The organism is Yersinia rohdei ATCC 43380 (assembly GCF_000173775.1).
GTDB classification, from domain to species: domain Bacteria; phylum Pseudomonadota; class Gammaproteobacteria; order Enterobacterales; family Enterobacteriaceae; genus Yersinia; species Yersinia rohdei.
Genome location: NZ_ACCD01000009.1, coordinates 86,042 through 107,561, shown reverse-complemented (window position 1 = coordinate 107,561; position 21,520 = coordinate 86,042). Strand labels below are relative to the sequence as shown.

Here is a 21,520-nt window from a genome sequence, read left to right as displayed (position 1 = left end):
TGATGTGGCGTATTCTAATCGTGAATTAACATCACATTGCATCACTATTATCTCCCGGTCGGCTTTTTCCTGTTTTCCATGGTGTTCATTGCGTCATAGGCACTGCTGCCGGATGTAACCAGCCCCTGAATCTCATAGAAGAGATACGTTATAGTGGTGGAGGGCATTCAATGTCTCCTGAGCAACGTCAGCATCGCGTATTCATGGCTTGCTATGTTTTTAAAGCCTTGTCCCTCCGGTCCCCATTCCTCATAGCTCATCATGATTGCTTGTTTTAAGCTCTCTGCTCGCTCTGTTTCGACGTAGAATTTTTTCTTGTCTGCCGGCGAATAATTACTAAGTCTCGAGTTGCTGCTTGGTGAGATCAGGCAGAGGTTACCGAAACGATGGACATCATCCCCCATTTTGTTTGCGCCAGAGGGATCGGTTTGAGGAAAGTAGTGCTCAACCGATGTTCGGCTCGGCGAAAACTGGAAGCCATCAAAGTGTTTCTTAATATCTGGATTATTAAGCCCTTTACCATCGAATGACTGGCCCGTAGTAAGATCACGCCACAAACGATAGTCGAGCAGATTAAACACAAAGTTCTGTACGCTGGTACCGCGGTGCAGAGCCTCTGAATCGAATTGCTCCTTTTCACCACAAATCTCAGCCAAAAACTCATGGCTGAGTTGCTCAAGCTCTCTGAGGTAAGCCGCTCCGTCAACGTTCAGTTGATCCAAAGCCAGAGTATTCAAAATGGCCAGCGAGCGATTGAGCCATCGCTTGTAAACATAGGCAGGGTGGGAGACATGGAACATCGACAAGATCATCGCTAGTTGTTTATTTACACCAGACAGTTCATCTTGATCGAAAGAGTTGTTATAGCTAAAGCTCGAATTCCTGTCTCTGACATAGTACTCAAGCGTCAGCAGGCTCCACTTCTCAGCCTGATCGCGCTTAATGATATAGCGGTCAAACAAGACCCTAAACTTCAGTAATTTAAAAGCAAACTGGGTGATTTTTTTTCGGTCATTTTTTATGATTTCAAATGCCTGAAGTAGCTTTTTATCGTCCAAAGACACGTCATTATCCACTGTCACTTTTAGCACATGCAGTAGGAAGTTGGAGAAATCGATAATCGAATCAAAACGCTGCTCTTTTGCTTTTTCATCGTTGTCATCAGTGTGATGAAAGCGTCGCCTTTCGATAATTTCCCGTAGCGTCGGCTTTTCGTGTGTATCAGGATTAGTTTCTATAGCACATTTGATCGCCTCAAAATCGGCAGGGAATCCTAGCCACTGTTCACCAAATAATGCTTTGCGAGTCTCTGGGCTAAAGCCCAATTGCACATATCGGTTCATATCAGCGCAGGCATCCCATATGGCAGAAAAGCCGTTTCTTGCGGCAGTATCACCGTTGTAAACTGACATCAAATTCGCTTTCAACACTTCGTGTTTTTCTAGCTGTTCACCACGGTTATTCATGATCTCAAAGTAGTGGTTGAGATCAGTCTCTGTTGGCACCGGAACCCGCAAAATAGTGACGCGCTGGAGTAGATATCGGCAAAAGTTGTTGGTGTCGATATTCTCTTTCTCAAAGTAGCGTTCAATAATAGTAAACGCCGCTCGGATTGAGGGTTCTTCAGGATCATTGCTCTGAGCCTGTTGAAACAGGTTATTTAGCGTTTGGGCTGATTTAGGGCGGCTGTCAAAGTCGAGATTAAGGTGAAGCGGGGATAAACCTTGTTCGCTGCAACAAGCAACTTTTTTTAAGTATGCGAGCAAAATCGACAGCGTTGTGTACCTTTGCTGTCCATCAATCGTTTCATAGACTATTACGCCTTGGTGTGCGCTATCAGCGCCATCTCTGACATATACCACCAAGCTGCCCAGATAGTATTTCGGGTCTTCCTGTTGCTCTGCATTTTTAAGGGCTTCAGCAGCATCTGCAATGTCCCGAATAAGCTGTTCAATCTCCTGCGCGCCCCAGGCGTAGTTACGCTGATAAATAGGGATAACATAATGGCTATTAGCGCTGAATAACTGTTCGATGGTCAGCAAGGCTAAATCATTATTCGTCGGCATCTACATCTCCCAGCATCTGAGCGATTGAATCTTCTACGGGTTTGGCATTTTGAAAACGAATGTTTATACAACGCTTTGGCTGAAAGTGTAGGACTTGTTGTGGGTGGATCGCTTTATCGAGCACTCTCAATAGTCCTCGGGGCTCACGCGCATAACCATCAACACTGTCCATGCCGATTTTTTGATATTGCAAGCGCAAGTAGTAACTCCAACAAAAACAGATTGTTGCGGCTTGAATTAATTCTTTGTCGCCAAACTTATCGTAATAGGCCATCACTGCACACATAAAGAGATTTTTAATATACATATCCCCTTTGCGTGAACTGCCAGCGTAACGGGTATGTTTTTTTAAGAAATTGCCAAGCAGCGCGTTGTCACCTTCAAATAGGGTGTGATGCAGGGATTTGTAGTGCTGGATATACTCAAAAAAGCGCTTTCCGTTAATTATTAACTGATTCACCTGAAACGGATAAGATTTATTCTGCTTGTCCCACTTCCTGATAGGGTCATTATTGTAGTGCTCAACCGCAAAATCCAGGGCGAGCAGAGACTGCAGATAGTGGTAATCAGAGGTGGAGAGGTTGACGCCTTTGAACACCTCAAGATTGTGGCGGCTGAACTGCACGCCATAATCGCCATCCAGCCATCGGCGCAGGCGGAACAAATACTCGCCCATAATGAGGTGAAGGTTAGCGGATTCATCATCCGGACTGACTCCTTGCTCCCATAGGCTAACGTGGTGTAGTCGTTCCGCTTGCTCTGTATCATCCATCATTTCGCGCAAATGGTATGCCTTTAGCAAGTCATGGGGCGCGAGGGTCTTACCCCTGGCATTTTGCGAGTCGAAAAACTGAAAGGCTTCGCTCAAATCATCGAGCGTCACTTCGATCAGTTCACACTTGTCACACACGAAGTGAAGTAGTGTTTTGCGTTCGTTATCATTTAGTCCCACAAGGCGGTTCTCAATGACTTTGGCATTGTGCTCAAGGTTATTGATGCTAACCCTTGAAGCAAAAGATTGTTCCAACAGGGGCGTTGAAAACTCACCACTCTGGTCGAGCACTGAGCAAAGCAAGGTTAAGGTCAGAAGGCGCTGCTGACCATCAACGATATCGAGCTCACCTGCATAAGCTGGCTTTAATTTATCCCTGTGCAACACCACAGTCCCAAGGCGGTAGCTCTGTTTATTTCGGTGGGTTAACACATCATCAATTAGTTGATTGACGTGTTTTTGTTGCCATTTGTAGGGGCGCTGGTATGACGGAATAGCGAGGCGCTGCTCTAGCAGCATCCCGGTTTTTTTTACCAGATAAGATACAGTTCCCATGACTACAATGCCTGCTCAACAATCGCATTTGCCGGTTGGAGTTGGGTATTCTGGTTGGTTCCTTGGCAAGTTTTTCGCGTATTCCTAAGGATCATTAGCTCATTTCCTTTTTGTTTTAGGCGGATTCAAGTCCGAAGATAAACGTTAAGCCGCCCTTCATCGTCATGCGAATATTGCCGATGACTACATGTTCCTCAGACACTGGTTCGGTCTGCTGCGTCACGCGCACAGATAAGTTAATCGCAGCTAAAGTATCTTACCTCAAAGCATTGCTCGGCCGTTTTCAAATGGGAACAAACGCCGCAGTACAAACGCAAACAAGAGATGCAGGACGAAAGCTCAGATGTGGCCATGTGCATAGGTGGCAATTTGTGTACGCCATAATCTCACTACCACATGGCCAATCCTTAGTGCCTTACTTCACCACTTCCATCAGCTTACCGAAACTATCCACTACGTCATACTTCACGTTTTCTGGAGCAAACTTCTTGTTGATCTCATCGAAGAACTTACGGGCACATTTAATTTTGGTGGCTTCAATAGGCCGTAAATCCAGTGACGACATCGAGCCCTTGGTCTCAGCAACGAAATACACATGCTTGACCGAGCCTTCTTTGAAGGAAATGGCCCAGTCGGGGTTGTAATCGCCGACAGGGGTTGGGATCAGAAAACCACGTGGCAACTTGGCATATACCACCACATCCTTGCTGGTATCCAACTCTTCGACGAACTTGCGCTCAATTGCGGAGTCGGTAAGTACATAGTCATAAATGTGATTTTGCAATTTACTCCCAGCCTTACTGAGATCCTGTTTGCTCTGTCCTGTGGTAAAGATGTCCAAATCAAACTTGTCTTCTAGCGTGTCATAAGCCAGATGCTCGATGATGACATTGGCCTTTTGTTCGTTGACCAAGCGAATGGCTTCGGCAATGAAGCTTTCCGGGTTGCTCTTGAATTGTGCGAAGACGTCAGCATTGAGGCCTTTAAGAATTTCGGCAACGGTTCGTCTTGTAAGCAAAGTTCCCTCTGATAACTTGCCAATCAGATCGTACTGTACAGCGGAGTGGATGGAGGCGTTGTGCGATTCTGTTTCGGTAACTTTCAGCTCGAAGGCGTTACCCTTTTTGAGGTCATCGTAAGTTGCCGTATCAGCCTGCTCGCCACGGTGAATGGTGTATTGTAATGGCGTTACTCGTAACCCAGCATTCTTATCATTGAGCGCCTTGATCGCATTGTTCACTAGCTCAACATCATCAAACAGTACGCTGTAGGTAGCTTTGCGATTGATTCGCCCCCACAGCGCCTTGAACTCCTGCTTTTCAAAGTTGGCGTTGGTCTGCAGTCTTTTGGGCTTGCGTCCATCTTCTACCTGCATGAGTTGGCTTTCGCTGAAAACGCTATCAATCAGCTGGAATACCTGCTCTGCATAGGACTGCAGCTCGTCCGGTAATGCCTCCAGCGTGCCGTCTTTCTTAGCTTGGTGGTACTTCTCCGTGATATTGCGCTTCTTATCGACGTAGCCGTTCTGGATCAGATAAAACTCGATGTCCGTAGCCTGGTCGTCTGATACCGTAATTGGGCCTTCCTTCGTGTTCAGCATCTTGCCCGTGAAGTAGGCTTTGTCCGCCACACGCGGACGAGCTGACAAGGACTCGCTAATGTCCTTCTGCAAGGCGGTCACGAAGTCCTTGTAACTTTCGCTGGCCACAACTGTCAGTACGTTAATGTCATGAACAATGGACGGGTGATCCATGCGATCACCATTTTGATTGACGGACAAACGCAGGCCGCGCCCGACCTCTTGGCGGCGTGAAATGGTGTTATCACTATGCTTGAGTGTGCAGATAACAAACACATTTGGGTTATCCCAGCCCTCACGCAAGGCCGAGTGTGAGAAGATAAAACGCACCGGCTCAGCTAGTGATAATAACCGTTCCTTGTCTTTGAGGATCAGATCATAAGCATCTACGTCATCCGACAAGCCCGCATTTTCACCGCGCGCAGCGGCTTTGGGATCGGTGAGGCGCTTGCTCTTCTTGTCGATGGAAAAGTAGCCGCTATGCGTCTTATCGACCGCAATGCGGCGTAGATATTTAGCATAAGGGGCATCCCCCTCCATAAACCCATTATCAAACACTTCTTGAAGGTGCTTAGCGTACTCCTCTTCAAATATTTTTGCGTACTCTCCCTTTTCATCGGCAGCGGAGTAGTCCCGGTACCTGGCTACTTCGTCGATAAAGAATAACGAGAGAACCTTCACCCCTTTATCGAAGAGCTCCATCTCCTTGTCAAAGTGCGCCTTGATCGTCTCACGGATCTGAATACGGCGCAGCGCTATCTCGGAAATATCACCAGTCGCATCACCCACCGTCAGCTCTTCGCCATTGGTAAAGCTCAAGGTGTCCGTATTGGCATTTATGTCCGATACCACAAACCCATCGCGGTATTGATCCAGCTCGTTCGATAGCACAAACAGATTGTCACCTTTGCCCAGCTTGCGGGTGACGCGCTTGATGTTGCCACCGCTGAGTTTCTGTTCGAACTCCACAACCGCGACTGGCGGTTTTTTGTTTGAGATTTCGATGGCTTGTAAATAGAAATAGGCATTGGTTCCCGCCAGTCCCTTCACCGAGATCCCGCGCACCTCAATCTTCTTCACCAGCTTCTGGTTGTAGGCATCAAGCGCATCCAGGCGGTGGATCTTGTTGTGTGTGGTCTTGTGGGTAGCGGAATAGCGCAACACCATCAGCGGTTTGAAATTTGCGAGGGAATCCAGCGTCTTGCTCCCCTCCATCCGCTGTGGCTCATCGAGGATCAAGATGGGCCGGTTTGCGCTGATCACATCGATCGGGCGACGTGACTGAAAATCATCGAGCGCTTCGTAGATGCGGCGATTATCTTTGCCGGTGGCGTTAAACGCTTGTACGTTGATCACCATGACATTGATACCGGCATCGGAAGAAAAACTCTCAAGATGGTGTAGCTGCTTAGAGTTGTAAATAAAGAAACGCGCCTTCTTGTGGTAGGTCTCCTGAAAGTGCTCAGCCGTGATTTCCAACGACTTGACCACGCCTTCGCGGATAGCAATGCTCGGTACCACTATGACGAACTTGCTCCAGCCGTACTGTTTGTTCAGCTCGAAGATTGTTTTGATGTAGCAGTAGGTCTTGCCCGTACCTGTTTCCATCTCGATATCAAGATTTAACTTGGCGACCTCAGTCTTAACCAAGTCCTTCGACAACGGCAGGTTTTGCTGACGCTGGGCCAGTTGGATGTTCTCCCGTAAGGTATCCTCACTGAGGGTTAGCTCAGCATTTTTAAAACCGGTATCTAGCGCAAACAGATCACCCATGCCGTTTTTGGTATTACCAGGGTCAAGGCGATAGCTCATGGCTGCATTAGAGGCCGGTGGCTGCCCCTGAAAAATATCTACGACCGCCTGCACGGCGGCAGCCTGATAGGGCTGATGTTTGAATTTAAGCTTCATCGCACGCCCCCTTAGATACATTTCACTTCGGTGACGGGCGACAAGAGCTTGAAAATCTGCTCAACGTTGATCTTGACCGCGCTGTTCTTGTAGCCCGCGTCGCGGAACACCACACGCAGTGGCTGACGCTTGGCCAGTTCCTTCACAAAGGCTTCGTCAATGCTGCCACTGGCGTCGAAGCAGGCGGCAAGCACATTCCCATCGACAAAGAACACGTCCTTACCTTGAATGGACTGCTTGGCAATGGGCAACGCCAGATCGACACCCCAATCCAGCATTACTTGGAACAGCAGATCCTCAGGTGTGCGGTCGGGCTTGATGTTGTCAACGAAGAGATCGAACTTGGCATTGTCAAGCGCGTCAGGCGAGTAATAAACGTCGGCCATGTTGGAAGACTCGATCTTCAGCACTCTGAAGCCTAGATCCAGCTGGCTCGTGCTGGATTGCTGACGCAGCTCCATTGCTACATTGCGCACCCGCTTCAAACCCATTTCAAATATCGAGGCCATTGCCGGTTCCGGCGTAGGGAGTGGCTCGGCAATCTGAACGGCAATGAATCGTCGATTGCCGCCGTCCTCGGCGTTTTGTTTGATAACGGCATGGGCTGTCGTAGCGCTTCCGCTAAAGAAGTCCAAAACAATGTCGTCACTACTTGGGCTCGTCGCAAGTTGCAGGATTCTCTGCAGTAGCTCAACTGGTTTTACTGAGTTAAGAACATTTTCCGTCTCTTCGAATTGAACATATTTAAGCAACGTCTTTTTCGCATCCTGCGTATGGCCCACCTCTTTGTAAAACCAAAGGGTTTGTGGTGTTTTACCTTGTTTGACTTCAGTTAAAAATCGCTTTAGGCGGGGCATGTTGTCACCATCAGCACCCCACCAAATTCGATTATCCACATCAAGCTTCTTGAAATTTGATTCGCTCACTCTCCAATAGCTTCCCTTCGGTGGCCCTTCGATAACGCGGCCAGAGGGGCACTTAACGGAATAGAGTCCTGCATCGTATCTGTTGCGCGCGGTAAGGTTGTCGGATTGCCAGACGCCACGAGGATCATTGTCAGGATTCTTGTACCTAGCAATCATGTCGTCAGTTTGTGGCAGAAGATTGGGGCTCCAACTGTCGCCATTCTTCGCATAAACCAGAACGTAGTCGTGATCTTCCGAGAACCATCGTGCGCTGTTCTTTGGAGAGAAAACTTTCTGCCATATAACTTGCGCAACGAAGTTCTCATCACCAAATACTTCGCTAGCTACTTTGCGCAGGTTGTCCACCTCGTTATCGTCGATAGACATAAAAATGACGCCATCATCCTTCAGCAGATTACGAGCCAATCGAAGACGTGCGTAGATCATGCTTAGCCAGTCAGAATGATAGCGCCCATTGGCTTCAGTGTTAGCCACAAGTTTTCCGCCGGTTTGATTCACCTGGCCAGAGGCCAATTGGTAACCCTCGACATCTGCGCTGTAGTCGTCGTCATAGATGAAGTCGCGCCCTGTATTGTACGGCGGGTCGATGTAGATCATCTTGACCTTGCCAAGATAGGTCTCCTGCAGCAACTTAAGCGCATCGAGGTTATCGCCTTCGATGAACAAGTTCTTCGTGGTGTCGAAGTCCACGCTTTCATCGCGGAAGGGGCGTAGCGTCTTGGCAATCGGTGCGTTGGCTGTGAGCAGTGCCTCGCGCTTGCCTGGCCAGTTCAGGTGGTAGCGTTCCTGTGGACCCTCCACAATCGACTCGGCTAATTCCTGCCGTAGCTGGTCAAAATCCACCGCCAGTTTCACACTGCCGTCTTCGCCCTTGGCTTCAGTGACGCAGCCTGGAAACAGATCACGAAGGCGGGCGATGTTGTCTTGCGTGAGATTGGGTGAATGCATTTTTAGCTTTTCCATGTTCTTTTCCTCTGGTCGCTATGCTTTTTATGGAAAAGGCATAGCGACTCACAATTCGAATTCGTATTTGTAGGTTCAGTCGCCTTGTTGCCAGTCCTGGCAAAAGTGCGGGCGCAGACTTTCGATGGCGGAGGGCAAGCAGCCCTGGCAGGTCACACCCAAGTAGGTGGCCGCCCGGGTAGTGCCGACGTACAGGTATTTGTCGAATAGCGCCGGATGCAGCGTGGCGAGCTGGTCAATGCTGACAAAGAACACCGCCTCGAACTCCAGGCCTTTGATGTGCTGGATGTCGAATACGCGCACGTTGCTTTCCTGCCCCACAGCCTTGCCTTCTCGGCAGGCGATGACCTGAATGTTGTGCTCCGCCAAGGCTGTGTTGAGTGCTTCGGCCAGCGGAGCAACGTCATCCTCGGTGCTCACAAAAATGGCGGTGGATGGCAACTGGCCGACAAAGCGCTCAATCTCGCGAATGCGATCCGCCAGCCAACCGACAATGGTTTCTGTGTTGGTCGCGTGCTCCAGCAAGGCTGGCGCAACGCCTATGCTGTCCATATGCGCAGGCAAGCTGGCGTTTTGCTCGGGGCCACCGACGGCGCGGATCATGTCGCGAGCCAGATCGTTCAGTTGCTTGCTCTGCCGGTAGGATACCGTGATCTCCTTGATGTCGAAATCCGCAAAGACCCAATTCAAATCGTCGACAGAGCGTGCGCCCCAGGTGGTCAGACGCTGATTAAAGTCACCACAGGCAAAGAATGAGCGCAGTCGTGGATGCGCCAGCGACGCCATGCTCGCAAGCTGAATGGGCGAGAAGTCAGTGGCTTCATCCACCAGGATCTGGTTGCAGTAATGCCCCAGAATGGGCTGGAGCGATGACCAGGCGGGGCTATCAATGTCGCGCTGAACGTTGGGCCGACTGAGCAGGTCGCCTGCGGCGCGCAAGATCGCAAGCAGTACGATGTCCAACTCCAGGGGGTGGATGTCGCGCGCCTCAAAGCCTTCGTGGCGATACCAGGTGTTTGTCGGTTGGCGTTCGCGCCTGAATGCACGGTAGCGCTTCGGGATGCCCTCGAGGTAGCGTTTGACCGGATTAACGAAGCGGCGTGCACTGGCCTGCACCAGAAGGCTTGCACCCACCTCAACGCGATCCGCTTCTGTCAGACCACGCTCCCCTAACCACTCGATGATTTTGCCATTGCGAGAGGTTTTGCTGACTGTGCGCTTGGATGCTGCTGCCCGGGCTTGGGCGCGTACCGCTTGCATGTAGGAATTGAGCGCGGCGGTACGACCTGTGCGGGATGCTGTGGTGTCTTCTTCTTCATCGGCATCCGGGTCGTCCTGGTCGTCAGCTTCAGTCGCTTGCGCTTGTTGGAGGCTGTCGATCACGCGGGCCAACTCATCCAGAAAAACTCGGTTGCGGTTGAGCTGCAGGTTGAGTGCGGCTTTGATCTTGGCGTCAGAGCCTTCCTTGAGACTGCTGACGAGCATCTGTACTTTGGCAATCTCCACCGCCAGCGAGCCAAACATTGCAACCAGCGCGCCATCGGCTGCCCGCGACAAGATGTCTTGCAGGTGTGCACCGAGACTTAGGACTTCGGGATTTTTGGCATCGTGGAGCTGGGTTGCAGCTTCACGCAACTCCTGCACGTAGGTCTTGCGCTGCCATGCATCGAAATCGTCAAACCATTGAATGGGGCGCTCTAGTGCGGAGTCGGTCAGGCTGGCCAGTCCGTCTTTCAGGACGAAGGTACCTCCACCTGAAGCCGTTCTGAGGACGCCGAATGCGTTTCGGGCCAGCTCGCGTCGATAGTCTTGCCACGTTCTGATGCGCTGATCCGAGGCGGGAACACCTTCACGCGCAAAAGCCTCCTTGAGGTACTGCTTGAGCAATTCCGTGGGCGTAAACATCAGCCAGCTGTTGGCGTGCGCAATGCCTTGGGCTGAAGCGATTGTTTCAACCAGACGTTGTTCATCTTCATCCAGGTAGGCGGTGTCGAGTTTTTGGCCGAGGCGGCGGATCAGGGTGGTCGTCTTGCCTGTACCTGGCGGGCCCAGGATCAAAAGACGATTGTCGATAGGGCGACGGAAAATCTCATCTTGATATTGATCGAGGATAGGCTGATCACGCAGTCCCATCTTGGTGATGACGCTGCGGCGAACACCGTCGATGATGTTGGCCTTGACTGACTCCTCGGCCAGCAATTGGCCAAGAATGTCTTCGGTGACTTCTTCTCCCGCAACCTCGGTCAGCAGCGCACGCAGCGACTCAATGGTGAACGGTCCAAAATGCTCGGCTTCAACGACGGTGTCGCGAGAGTCCCACCCATCGGCAAGCGCATTGGGCCGAAGCTGGGCCCGCTCAAGAACCTCGACGACGGTTCCGTTGGGAAGCGTGAACTCGGCGCCAATTGCCAACGAGGCCAAGCGTCCAATCGGCGCACGGTAGCTGGCCAAATTAGGAAAGCCCGATACCGGCGTCGTGCGGCAGATGTAGAAGGTTTTTCCTCTCCCTCTTCATCGACCACCACAACACGAGCGATGGCAGGCTCCGCCACCAGTACCCGATAGCTTTCGCGGTTCACCTGACTGATGTGACCCAGCCTTTGAATGGCTGAACTGGACGTCATTGTGTTGATGCTTGCCAACGCTTCTGAGCCCAATATCCGCCCATCGTGCAGCTTGCCCCTAGCGGTTTCAGCGATGCTTTCGAGTTGCGCCAACGCTTCACCAGCGATCTGCTCGATGTGTATCCTTGACTCATCATTCAAGCTCTGTGTCATGCACTCTCACTCCCGGTCAATTCTTCAAGTTCTTTTTTAAGCTGCCGCAAATGCGCGTTGATCTCTACTTTGCGGTTGAATTGCTTTTCTTTGGCAAGTCTACTGGCAGCTTTCTCAACCTCACGCTGCTTGGCTTCAACCAGTTCGACGCGTACGACCAAGTCAGCGAGACTTTCTTGTGGGCGCGCAGGCGTGGGGATTAGGCGGTGAAGCGTCTGCTCATACAAGCCGCCCAGGTCGAGTGCTAAAGGCATGGCGGCGCGCTCACAGTCACTCGGCAACCAGCCTGTCGTAAAGTAGTCACTCATGACCCAACGGCTGGCGTCTGACTCATTCGGTCGTTTGTATGCAGCGATCACCTTTGTTCGGCCATCAAAGCTCAGCTCGAAGATGATGGGAAACTGCACCGCGCCATCGATGCAACGCAAAACGTCCAGATTCAGCTCCGATGTCTTGAGCTGGATTGAGAAAATCTGAAGCTCTGGTACTCCCGGCCTGGCGGGCAGGTTGATCGTTTCCGGAGCCAACTTGTATTGCCAGACGATTTGCTCCACCTGCTCGACGAACAAATCCTTCAGTCTTGTATTGGCGCCGCTGTGTTCGTAGATCTTATTCTTTGGCAGGGTACGACCAAAGACAGCCTGCTTCGGATAGTTGATGAACGCGGTATTCGACTCAAATCGCGCAGACTGACTCATCCGGCCTCCTGAATCACGATGAAGGTAATCAGTTCGAAGTCGTCCAGTCCGACGATAGTATTGACCAACGCGGTGGTCTTTCCGCTGCAGAAGAGGCTGTCCAGATCCTTCTCTTCCTTCACCTCGATCATTGAGCGGATGGCCTTGCCAAGCAGGTCCGAATACATCTGCATCTTGCGGCCATCGGCCGTTTCCTTATTGAACAGGAGACAGGCATCTGTAATAGGCTGGGCTTGTCCCTTGCAGCAGGTGCGAACCAGATCCAGCAAACGTTTGACTTCGGTGTGATCGTGAATGACTTCCCCCTCGCGATTAATATAGACGAGGTAATAAGGGTGCAGGCGGTTGTGCTGACTGACGTTGACGCTTGGATTCCGGTTGCGTAGCGTGAAGATCACACCCGGGCGTAGGCCCATCTCCGGCTTGGCAGGCACTACGGCGTGCATCCCGCTTGGCACGTTGCTCAATTCGCCATTGACCTTCACATAGTTGAGCAAGTCCATTCGGAAGTCATTGAGCCCGAGATCAGTAATCGACACTCCGGTTTTCAGGTCTTCCAGCTCAATCACTTCCTCTTGCAAACGTCGCAATTGCTCTTTGCGATAAGACACATCGTTGGCTTGGGCGCTCAGCACATTGTCGTCACCGGTGGCTGTGACATCGGCAATCATCATTCGGCTCTCAACCCGTTCCTTCAGGTTGATGTATTCGTCGAGCGAGATGTCTGGCCAGTAGTTAACCAGTTGGATGCTGCTGTTGGGTGAGCCGATGCGATCCACACGGCCGAAGCGCTGGATGATGCGCACGGGATTCCAGTGGATGTCGTAGTTGATGAGGTAGTCGCAGTCCTGCAGGTTCTGGCCTTCAGAGATACAATCGGTGCCGATCAACAAATCTATCTCTGCCGCCTCATTTGGCAGCACGATCGCTTTCTCCTTCGAGTGTGGCGAGAAGAGGGTGAGCAGTTCCTGGAAGTCATAGTTCTTCTTGAGCGTGCTCTTCGGCGCCCCTTTGCCGGTGACTTTCGCACTGTGCAAGGTCTGTGTGGCCAGCAATTCCGGAGCCAAATTGGCATACAGATAGTCAGCGGTGTCGGCGAAGGCGGTGAAGATCAGCACCTTTTTGTTGCCAGGATTCAGCGGTGCTGCGATCTTCTCCAGAACCAGTGTCTTGAGATGCTGCAGTTTGGCATCATCGGCTGCCGTGATCTTGTTCATCGACGTCAGCAAGGCATCAATGATTTCCAGATCGACCTTCAGCTCGTGCTCCCAAGAAGGCAAGTCCATATCGGCGAGGCTGATTTTGACCTTGCCACCGATCTCACTGTCGCCATTGCTTGGCAGGTCGTCGTCCACGTCGAGGTTTTCTAACTGGTCGGTCAGGTCATTTATTCTGCTATCAATGCCACTGATGCCGCCAGTCTCATTGAAAGTGCTGATCTTGGCCAGCGTATTAGTGTGGTTTGCGCGCAGGGACTTGAGCGTCAAGCGGAAAGACTCAATCGAGCTTTCCAGGCGCTTGAGCAGGTTGGTCGTCATCAATGCCTGCAAACTCTTTTCACGGTCGATTTGTTTAAGCTTGCCTTTCCCTGCAACCTGAGTGTCATACATCTCCTCGTACTTCTTGAGCCGACTGGGCAGGATGTAGCTGATCGGGGCGTAAACAGCGAGCTTGAGTAAAGACAGCTGCTCGAAAATTTCGTTGAAGCTCATCACATCCGTTCTCTGTGTGAGCGGGCTGTGGAACGACAAGGGTTTGCGGCGCTCAGGGAATTGGCCGATTTCCTTGGTATCGTAGAAGGTCTGAATATGCTTGCGCGAACGTGCGATGGTGACGCTGTCGAGCAATTCGAAGAAGTCGAAGTCCAACGAATCCAGGATAGCCCGCGCTGTGCGCTCTTCCGATGGAAGCTTTGCCCATGCATTGAAGCTAGCCTGCGCACCACGGAAAATGTCCTCTACCGTCTTGCCGGTACGCAGCTTCTTGCTGAGGTTTTCGGAGTCGCCTTCGTAGGCCAGCGCCAGTTGGTTGCGCAGGTCGTTGAAGCGGTTGTTCACGGGGGTGGCCGAAAGCATCAGCACCTTGGTTTTCACTCCCTCCTTGATAACCTTGTTCATCAGCTTCTGGTAGCGGGTTTCCTTGTCCTTATAGGCGTCATTGTTGCGGAAGTTGTGCGACTCGTCGATGACGACGAGGTCATAGTTGCCCCAGTTGATGCGATTCAGCGGTGTGCCGAACGACTCACCGCTCGTACGGCTGAGGTCGGTATGACAAAGCACGTCGTAGTTGAACCGGTCGCGAGCAAATATGTTGGTCTTGAGGTTACGGCTGTAGTTCAGCCAGTTGTCCGCCAGCTTCTTGGGGCATAACACCAGAACTGACTTGTTGCGCAGTTCGTAATACTTTACCACGGCCAGCGCGGTGAAAGTCTTGCCCAAGCCCACGCTATCGGCCAAGATGCAGCCGCTGTAGTTCTCAAGTTTGTTGATGATCCCGGTGGCAGCATCTTTCTGGTAATTGAAGAGTTTGTTCCAGATGAGCGTGTCTTGATAGCCCGTGCGGTCGTTCGGCAGGACATCCTCGTTGATGTCGTCCAGAAACTCATTGAAGATATTGTAGAGCATCAGGAAGTAGATGCTCTCGGGCGAGTTTTCCTGGTAGACGGACGCAATGTGGTCGCAGATCTGCGCCGTTACATCCTCCAGCTTCTCGGGGTCTTGCCAGATCTGGTTAAACAGACCGAGGTAGATCGCCGTAAACGTCGGCTCGTCCATCCTGTTGACGAAGTTGGAGACAGCGTTGCCCTGCTGGTAGCCGAGATCGACGGCGGTAAAGCCGTGCAGTGGCATGTAGGCAGTATCTGCGGAAGCAGCCTGAATGCAAGTAAACTGCTGCATCGGTGCCTTGCTGCGATTGGACTTGAATGTTGCCTTGCGCCGCATCCAGTTCGCGCACTCTTTTGCAATTGCGCGCTGGGTCAGTTTGTTACGCAGCTGAATTTCGAACTCACTCCCGTACAAGCTCCGTTCGCGGTCAGCCTTCGGTATGTGGAATTCTTTGCGTTCCTTGCGAATCTTGTCGGTAACCTCGTTAGCGGTAAACGTCGGCGAGGTAAAGATGAATTGCAGCTCGTCGATTTTTTCCAGCTCTGCTTTGAGCGCTTCGAACGCGTACATCGAAAAGCAGGAGGCGGCGATCTTCAGGCGAGCGCCAGGTTTGAGCGTCTGCTTCAGGTCGTCTCCGAGCAGGCGGTTGATATTGTCGATCAGTTCCATTAATAGTCAGCCTTCTTAGTGGCGCTATAGCCTGGTGCCAGTAAGGCATTTTTTACGCCGTAAATTGCGAGATGATCTTTGAGCCATAACCGGTACTCCGGTCCACGAAGGCAATGATCGGGTGAGCAGTCCACCCGCCAGTGCTGCAACATATAGCCCACCACCGCCGCGCGAACGCGCATCCTGATCGAACCATCTGTCATCCCGTAGTCCATCTTGATAATATCGGGCCGCTCAACGCTCGGGTGCGGCACAAAATCCAGCTCGACGATGCGCGTCCACTGGATGTCGTTATCCTGTCGTTCGTTGGCCTGTGGCTCCTCGTCGAGCAATGTTGGTTCTTCGATGCGGGTGACGATGAAATCCCGAAACTCTCTACTCTTGCGATCAAAGGCTCGGACGTGCCAGCGCAGGCCGGTATCAACCAAAGCAAAGGGCACAATTACCCGCTTGGACTCGCCGCTGCTCATCGAGTGGTAGCGGATGGCGACGGGTCGCTTAGCGTGGATTCCTCGGCAAATCGTGGCTAACACATCCATCTTGGGAATGCTTAGGGCCGCGGGGGATTCGCATGGTAGCAGTGCCTGCATTGGACCGTTCACGCCATCGCCAAAGCCGAGAGCCAGCGCCGACAGAACGCGCTGCGATGCGTGCTTGAACAACGGGGAGAACTCCTGCCCGATGCGATAGATCTTGTTGCTACCATCGAAGGTGATGTTATGCGGCGCGATTTCCCGGTACAAAGCCAAATCGCGTGTCGCCCCTGCCGGAGCTACACCGAAGCGTTCAATCAGATCTGGGCGACCGATCTCACCGAAGAAGTAGAGCCGAAAATCGATGTAGGCCAGCCGCTCGCGCTGGACCAGACTCAAGTCCTCAAGCCGCTTAGAAGGGGAACTAGGCATGAATCATCACTATATGGGAAAATGAAAATTGAATACGGTAATCCATAAAGTGCCATGGTTGTAATCAAATTGATGATAATCATGCAATAATACTTATGTAACAGCAAGAAATGATGTCTCAAACATAGACAGTCATCATATTGGCTGATGTTTCTATACCGTTAGATTGATGCTAGCCAACTATAAAACCTTGCTGTCCAATACCCAATACCCAATGCCCCTCGGGCAATTTGCTCTTATCCACTGATCTGGTTTGCGGAGGAGGGGGCCAAGATAACCTAACTACTCAGGGAGCGGGATCAAAGGCGCAGTGGCTTAACGCTTACCTTTTTCAAATTATTTTCAGATATATATCATTCTTCTGAACATACCTGATCAACGGCAGAATCTCACGATCCTGCCGTTTTTGTATTATTTTTCAGCGGAGTAGCAATGAACAATTCTGAAGGTTTGAAGTCGTTTCGGCAATCGCTTTCTGGTCTGCCACAGTGGGCATCAGAGCGGATTCTGCAGCAAATAAACCAGTTAACCGACTACGAGCCCGTAATAGGCATTATGGGCAAAACCGGGACTGGTAAATCCAGTCTGTGCAATGCACTGTTTGCCGGTGAGGTATCACCAGTCAGCGACGTAGCAGCCTGTACCCGTGAACCACTGCGTTTTCGTTTTCAGGTTGGAGGGCGGTTTATGACACTGATGGATTTGCCTGGAATCGGGGAAAGCGGTGCACGTGATACCGAATATGCTGCTCTTTACCGTGAACAGCTTCCTCGACTGGACCTAGTGCTGTGGTTGATTAAGGCTGATGACCGGGCGCTGGCAGTGGATGAGCACTTTTATCACAAGGTGATTGGCGAGGCATACCGGCATAAGGTGCTGTTTGTTATCAGTCAGGCAGATAAAGTCGAACCCACCAGTAGTGACAATAAACTCTCCACGGAGCAGAAGAAAAATATCAGCCGCAAAATCGGCCTGTTGCATGAGCTGTTCCAGCCGGTAAATCCAGTCTGTGCGGTGTCGGTCCGATTACAGTGGGGACTGCGGGTGATGACTGAACGGATGATTCGTTGCCTGCCACGCGAGGCGAGTAGCTCGGTCGTATCCCAGCTCAGTGCGCCACTTCGTACCGATGCCGTTAATAAAAAAGCCTGTGATGATTTTGGGGAAACGGTAGGCTCGGTGCTGGACGCAGTAAGCGCTATGCCACTGATACCGGCCCCGGTTCGGACCATCATTCAGACTGTACGCGATACGGTAGTATCTGTCGCCCGTGCTGTCTGGAGTTTCTTCTTCTGAATTTTCTTCAACTCTTTGCTATTCCCTGAACTCTGTCGCCTGTGCGACAGAGCTTTCCTTTATTTAATTTCCGTAAGGAGTCTGCTTATGACCCGTCTGGCTTCGCGCTTTGGCGCAGCTAATGTTATCCGTCGTGATCGCCCTTTACCCCGTGAAGAGCTGTTTCGCGCGGTTCCGAGTGTTTTCAGCGAAGATAAACACGCTTCACGCAGCGCACGGTATACCTACATTCCCACAATTTCCCTGCTCGACAGCCTACAGCGCGAAGGCTTTCAGCCGTTCTTTGCCTGTCAGACCCGTGTTCGTGACCCGGAACGCCGGGAGCACACCAAGCACATGTTGCGCCTGCGCCGTGAGGGTCAGATTACCGGCAAGCAGGTACCGGAAATCATTCTGTTGAATTCCCACGATGGCTCCAGTTCATACCAGATGCTGCCGGGGCTGTTTCGTGAGGTTTGCCAGAATGGGCTGATTTGCGGTGAGACATTTGGCGAGGTGCGCGTTCCGCACAAGGGAGACGTGGTGAGTCAGGTGATTGAAGGGGCGTATGAGGTACTGGGAATTTTTGACCAGGTAGAGGAAAAGCGCGATGCAATGCAGTCGCTGATGCTGCCACCTCCGGCCCGTCAGGCACTGGCAAAAGCCGCTATCACTTATCGCTTCGGCGAGGACCACCAGCCAGTAACTGAGGCGCAGGTTCTGACTCCCCGTCGTTACGAGGATTACAGTGATGACCTATGGACCACCTATCAGCGTATCCAGGAAAACCTGATTAAAGGCGGGTTAAGTGGTCGTAGTGCAAAAGGTGGACGAACCCATACCCGTGCGGTTCGTGGCATAGATGGCGATGTGAAGCTTAATCGTGCCCTGTGGGTGATGGCGGAAACCCTGCTTGAGCAACTGTAACGGAGCGAGTTGTACTCTTCATAACCCTGGTATTGTTATCGCTGCGTTAATAATGGACACAACCTGTCCGTTACCCCTCAATGGGATTGTTTGCAAAACAGTCTAATGCTTCTGTAGACCGCGTCCGTTCTCGCATAATGCAGATGCAAAAAATAGTTCCCGCAGTGTCCATTCCCTGTCCGCCCCCCTCTGTAAAGTAATCACATTAATTTCAGTCAGTTAATCCTTCACGGAGAATCTTCTATGACACAGGCAGAACGTCGCCATGACCGGCTGGCGGTCAGACTGTCACTCATCATCGGTCGCCTGGTGGCGGGCGAAACCCTGAATGTGACGAAGCTTGCCGTCGAGTTCGGGGTGTCAGTTCGCACCCTACGGCGGGATTTTCGAGAGCGGCTGATGTATCTGGACCTGGAGTACCGTCAGGGTCTCTGTCGTCTGCGTACTGGCGGTAACGGCGCACAGGGTGAACTGGATGTGCTGACCTTTGCTCACCGCACCGGTCTCGCTGATGTATTTCCGGGCTTTGACCGCAGACTGGTCAGTGCCCTGCTGGCGTCGGATGATGCACCCTGTCTGGTGTGGCAACTGCCACATGGGGTGAGTCCTTCCGGCTCACTGGTGTTTTACCGACTGGTAACCGCCATTACCTCCCGCCAGCGGGTGACGCTGCTGGCCGAGGGGCAACGCTGTGAGAGCCTGGCCCCGTACCGTCTGATTTCGCAGTCAGGTTGCTGGTATCTGGCCGGTGAGTTTCGGGGGCATATCACGGTCCATCCGCTGACAGATATTCACGCCGTCACAGTGCTGAACACCACTTTTACACCCAGAAAAACCATCAGCCAGTTGACCAGTCAGCCTGCTTTCATCCACGCACTTCCTCACTTTAGTTTCATTCGCGAAGCCCTGTTACTGACCTCTCCTGACAGAAGCTCAGCGGGCAGTGCTGCTTAATCAACCTCCGGCCTGTGCCGGTATTTCAGAGATAAGGAGAATCATGAACTGGCATTACGAGAAAAATGGCATCCGTCACGACGGTATCACCGAAGAGGAAATGATGGAGCGTGTTAAACGCGGCGAACTTACCGCCTCCACACTGGTGTGGAAGCCGGGAATGTCAGACTGGCAACCCTTATCCACAACCCCGCTGACGGTCGCGCTGGCGCATTGCATTACACCACCAGCACTGCCGGGGCACCGCATTCCGGGTGGTGTCGTCTGGACACTGGCTTTTGCCCCGTTCATTGGCTACGCGCTTGAACTGTGGACGGTGGGACTGAGCGGTATGGGTTTTGAGGAGGCCTATGACGCCGTATCGGGTGGACAGTACTGGTTTATTACATTGCTGCTCAATATCTCTCTGGGCTACCTGGATGAAAGACGTCTGCGTAAGGCCGGGGTGGATACGACAGCCTTCGGCAAGCTGGCGTGGCTGGTGCCGTTCTATCTCTGGCGACGGGCTAAATCACTGGGGCAGAAATCAGCTTATTTCTGGGTCTGGCTGGTGATGCTGTTCCTGACGCTGGTGGCCTAATGTATTCCCATCGGCCTTCAACCGATGGCTTCTCTTTAAAGGAAATTATCATGAAACCAATGTTCAGAACGCTGCTTGTTCAGAACGCTGCTGATAGCAGTCAGTCTGCTGACTTGCGCCACGGTGCAGGGGGCGCCTTACAACCGGGTATTACCTGCTGCGGTAAACAATAAAAGCGGCAATATTTTCTGGTGTGATGCACACCGTCAGGTTACCGGGAAATGCGAAGCTATGTTTGCTGATCGCAGTAGTGGAATGGTGACCGTACGTTCCGCACCGCTTAAAGACTGCGAGGGTGGGTTATGGGGCTGGATAAGCATCCGGCGCGATGAAGCGTCAAAAGGTTTCACCATTACTCCAGACCAGAAATTTGGTGTCACCGTAAAAGACCTGTGCCGTCCCGGAACGATTGCCACCTTTATGCCCAATCACAAAAAGCCAGATTACGACGACCTGGTGGTGCTGTACCAGGGCAAAGAGCTGTTTCGCTATAAACGCTTTTAATCATGACTGGTACAGAACAAATCTGCGTAGCCATGCACCACTGATGATTCAGGGAGTAAACAATGTTCAAGATGATTACTGCAGTATCCGCCGTTGTGTTGTCTTTTACCGCCAGTGCAGCACAGTTACCTGAACAACTGATGGATAAAGACAACCCGGGCGAGTCGTACTGGTGTCAGGGAAACGATATCAATAGCTCCGTCTGCTCGCTGACCGGTGTCAGTGACGACCATAAATTTGCTTTGATTCAGGACTGGCCGGGCACTGCCTGTGCTGATAATAATTTTGGTGTTATCGACCTGGTACATGAGACCGGCATCAATGTGCCCTACGGTGGCGGTGACTGTCAGGGTGATGTGAAGGCCAGTTTCGTGCGTGGTGCGAAGGATAACGGCCTGTATGTGAAGGTTATCCGGGGCAGCAAAATATTGCTGATGTATAAAGTTAAAACCGGATACTGATACTGCTATCGACACAAAATATACAAAGCCCCTGTTGCTCACGCAACAGGGGCTTTTTTGTATTTAAGGCGTGCGTGATATCTGAGCCAGCAGAAGAAAACACGCTAACTTTCATTAAAGAAAGAATATGAAATTCAATCCATACATTCACATTTTACAGGTAGCGGGTTCCGCACTCGTGGCATTACTAATCCTGATTGCCTCCTGCAGCCGGGGTTTCTTTTTTTGTCGCTTAGTATCCACCGATATCCTTAGCACTTCCGAACCACGAGCGCAGTTGTCACTTTATTTCTTCAGGTAAATGTATCCGCTTCTGGTTATAAAGCCTGCTAAGAGCGAACAGCGGAAGTTTGCATATGGTTTTAGTCTGATGAAGGCATTACTTAAAGAAAGGG

Annotated in this window: 14 protein-coding genes; 6 read left to right on the top strand and 8 right to left on the bottom strand. The window is 51.6% G+C overall.

Annotation, left to right across the window (positions count from 1 at the left end):
* Positions 1–167: 167 nt before the first annotated feature.
* The 8 genes from YROHD0001_RS09595 to YROHD0001_RS0117820 form a co-directional block, all read right to left on the bottom strand.
* A complete protein-coding gene (locus tag YROHD0001_RS09595) occupies positions 168–2,066 on the bottom strand; it encodes a GmrSD restriction endonuclease domain-containing protein (RefSeq protein ID WP_032816799.1) in 1,899 nt (632 codons plus the stop codon).
* On the bottom strand, positions 2,053–3,393 hold the full coding sequence (locus YROHD0001_RS09600) for a DUF262 domain-containing protein (RefSeq protein ID WP_004714545.1): 1,341 nt from the start codon (positions 3,391–3,393) through the stop codon (positions 2,053–2,055). Before YROHD0001_RS09600 ends, YROHD0001_RS09595 begins: the two co-directional genes overlap by 14 nt.
* Positions 3,394–3,808: 415 nt before the next feature.
* On the bottom strand, positions 3,809–6,880 hold the full coding sequence (locus YROHD0001_RS09605) for a type III restriction-modification system endonuclease (protein ID WP_004714544.1): 3,072 nt from the start codon (positions 6,878–6,880) through the stop codon (positions 3,809–3,811).
* A gap of 11 nt (positions 6,881–6,891) precedes the next feature.
* Entirely contained in the window at positions 6,892–8,769 is a 1,878-nt protein-coding gene (locus YROHD0001_RS09610) for a site-specific DNA-methyltransferase (protein WP_004714543.1), read from the bottom strand.
* Positions 8,770–8,844: 75 nt separating this feature from the next.
* Complete coding sequence (locus YROHD0001_RS20725) at positions 8,845–11,220, bottom strand: ATP-binding domain-containing protein (protein WP_004714542.1); 2,376 nt, start codon at positions 11,218–11,220, stop codon at positions 8,845–8,847.
* 322 nt (positions 11,221–11,542) lie between these two features.
* The gene (locus YROHD0001_RS0117825) at positions 11,543–12,244 is read right to left on the bottom strand and encodes a DUF4391 domain-containing protein (RefSeq protein WP_032816796.1); all 702 of its coding nucleotides are present in this window, start codon (positions 12,242–12,244) and stop codon (positions 11,543–11,545) included.
* Positions 12,241–15,519 (bottom strand): helicase-related protein, encoded by a 3,279-nt coding sequence (locus tag YROHD0001_RS09620; protein ID WP_004714540.1) that lies wholly within the window; start codon positions 15,517–15,519, stop codon positions 12,241–12,243. The genes YROHD0001_RS0117825 and YROHD0001_RS09620 overlap by 4 nt, the downstream gene beginning before the upstream one ends.
* Positions 15,519–16,391, bottom strand: coding sequence for a helix-turn-helix transcriptional regulator (locus YROHD0001_RS0117820; RefSeq protein WP_487237202.1), 873 nt, complete (start codon positions 16,389–16,391; stop codon positions 15,519–15,521). Before YROHD0001_RS0117820 ends, YROHD0001_RS09620 begins: the two co-directional genes overlap by 1 nt.
* Before the next feature lie 465 nt (positions 16,392–16,856).
* Here YROHD0001_RS0117820 and YROHD0001_RS09625 point away from each other — a divergent pair, with 465 nt between their 5' ends.
* The 6 genes from YROHD0001_RS09625 (at position 16,857) to YROHD0001_RS09650 (ending at position 21,125) form a co-directional block, all read left to right on the top strand.
* Positions 16,857–17,720, top strand: coding sequence for a GTPase family protein (locus tag YROHD0001_RS09625; protein ID WP_004714539.1), 864 nt, complete (start codon positions 16,857–16,859; stop codon positions 17,718–17,720).
* An 87-nt stretch (positions 17,721–17,807) separates the two neighbouring features.
* Entirely contained in the window at positions 17,808–18,626 is an 819-nt protein-coding gene (locus tag YROHD0001_RS09630; RefSeq protein WP_004714538.1) for a DUF932 domain-containing protein, read from the top strand.
* A gap of 243 nt (positions 18,627–18,869) precedes the next feature.
* The gene (locus YROHD0001_RS09635) at positions 18,870–19,580 is read left to right on the top strand and encodes a DeoR family transcriptional regulator (RefSeq protein WP_004714537.1); all 711 of its coding nucleotides are present in this window, start codon (positions 18,870–18,872) and stop codon (positions 19,578–19,580) included.
* 43 nt (positions 19,581–19,623) lie between these two features.
* Positions 19,624–20,160, top strand: coding sequence for a DUF4339 domain-containing protein (locus YROHD0001_RS09640; protein ID WP_004714536.1), 537 nt, complete (start codon positions 19,624–19,626; stop codon positions 20,158–20,160).
* A 75-nt stretch (positions 20,161–20,235) separates the two neighbouring features.
* Positions 20,236–20,664 (top strand): hypothetical protein, encoded by a 429-nt coding sequence (locus tag YROHD0001_RS09645; RefSeq protein WP_032816792.1) that lies wholly within the window; start codon positions 20,236–20,238, stop codon positions 20,662–20,664.
* Between the two features lie 71 nt (positions 20,665–20,735).
* On the top strand, positions 20,736–21,125 hold the full coding sequence (locus tag YROHD0001_RS09650) for a hypothetical protein (RefSeq protein WP_004714534.1): 390 nt from the start codon (positions 20,736–20,738) through the stop codon (positions 21,123–21,125).
* Positions 21,126–21,520 lie beyond the last annotated feature (395 nt).

Excerpts from the sequence above, each read along its gene's own strand:
- YROHD0001_RS09605 (WP_004714544.1), bottom strand. The coding sequence starts at position 6,880 with ATGAAGCTTAAATTCAAACATCAGCCCTATCAGGCTGCCGCCGTGCAG.
- YROHD0001_RS09625 (WP_004714539.1), top strand. The coding sequence starts at position 16,857 with ATGAACAATTCTGAAGGTTTGAAGTCGTTTCGGCAATCGCTTTCTGGT.
- YROHD0001_RS09650 (WP_004714534.1), top strand. The coding sequence starts at position 20,736 with ATGATTACTGCAGTATCCGCCGTTGTGTTGTCTTTTACCGCCAGTGCA.
- YROHD0001_RS09600 (WP_004714545.1), bottom strand. The coding sequence starts at position 3,393 with ATGGGAACTGTATCTTATCTGGTAAAAAAAACCGGGATGCTGCTAGAG.
- YROHD0001_RS0117825 (WP_032816796.1), bottom strand. The coding sequence starts at position 12,244 with ATGAGTCAGTCTGCGCGATTTGAGTCGAATACCGCGTTCATCAACTAT.
- YROHD0001_RS09610 (WP_004714543.1), bottom strand. The coding sequence starts at position 8,769 with ATGGAAAAGCTAAAAATGCATTCACCCAATCTCACGCAAGACAACATC.
- YROHD0001_RS09630 (WP_004714538.1), top strand. The coding sequence starts at position 17,808 with ATGACCCGTCTGGCTTCGCGCTTTGGCGCAGCTAATGTTATCCGTCGT.
- YROHD0001_RS09640 (WP_004714536.1), top strand. The coding sequence starts at position 19,624 with ATGAACTGGCATTACGAGAAAAATGGCATCCGTCACGACGGTATCACC.
- YROHD0001_RS09620 (WP_004714540.1), bottom strand. The coding sequence starts at position 15,519 with ATGGAACTGATCGACAATATCAACCGCCTGCTCGGAGACGACCTGAAG.
- YROHD0001_RS09635 (WP_004714537.1), top strand. The coding sequence starts at position 18,870 with ATGACACAGGCAGAACGTCGCCATGACCGGCTGGCGGTCAGACTGTCA.
- YROHD0001_RS09595 (WP_032816799.1), bottom strand. The coding sequence starts at position 2,066 with ATGCCGACGAATAATGATTTAGCCTTGCTGACCATCGAACAGTTATTC.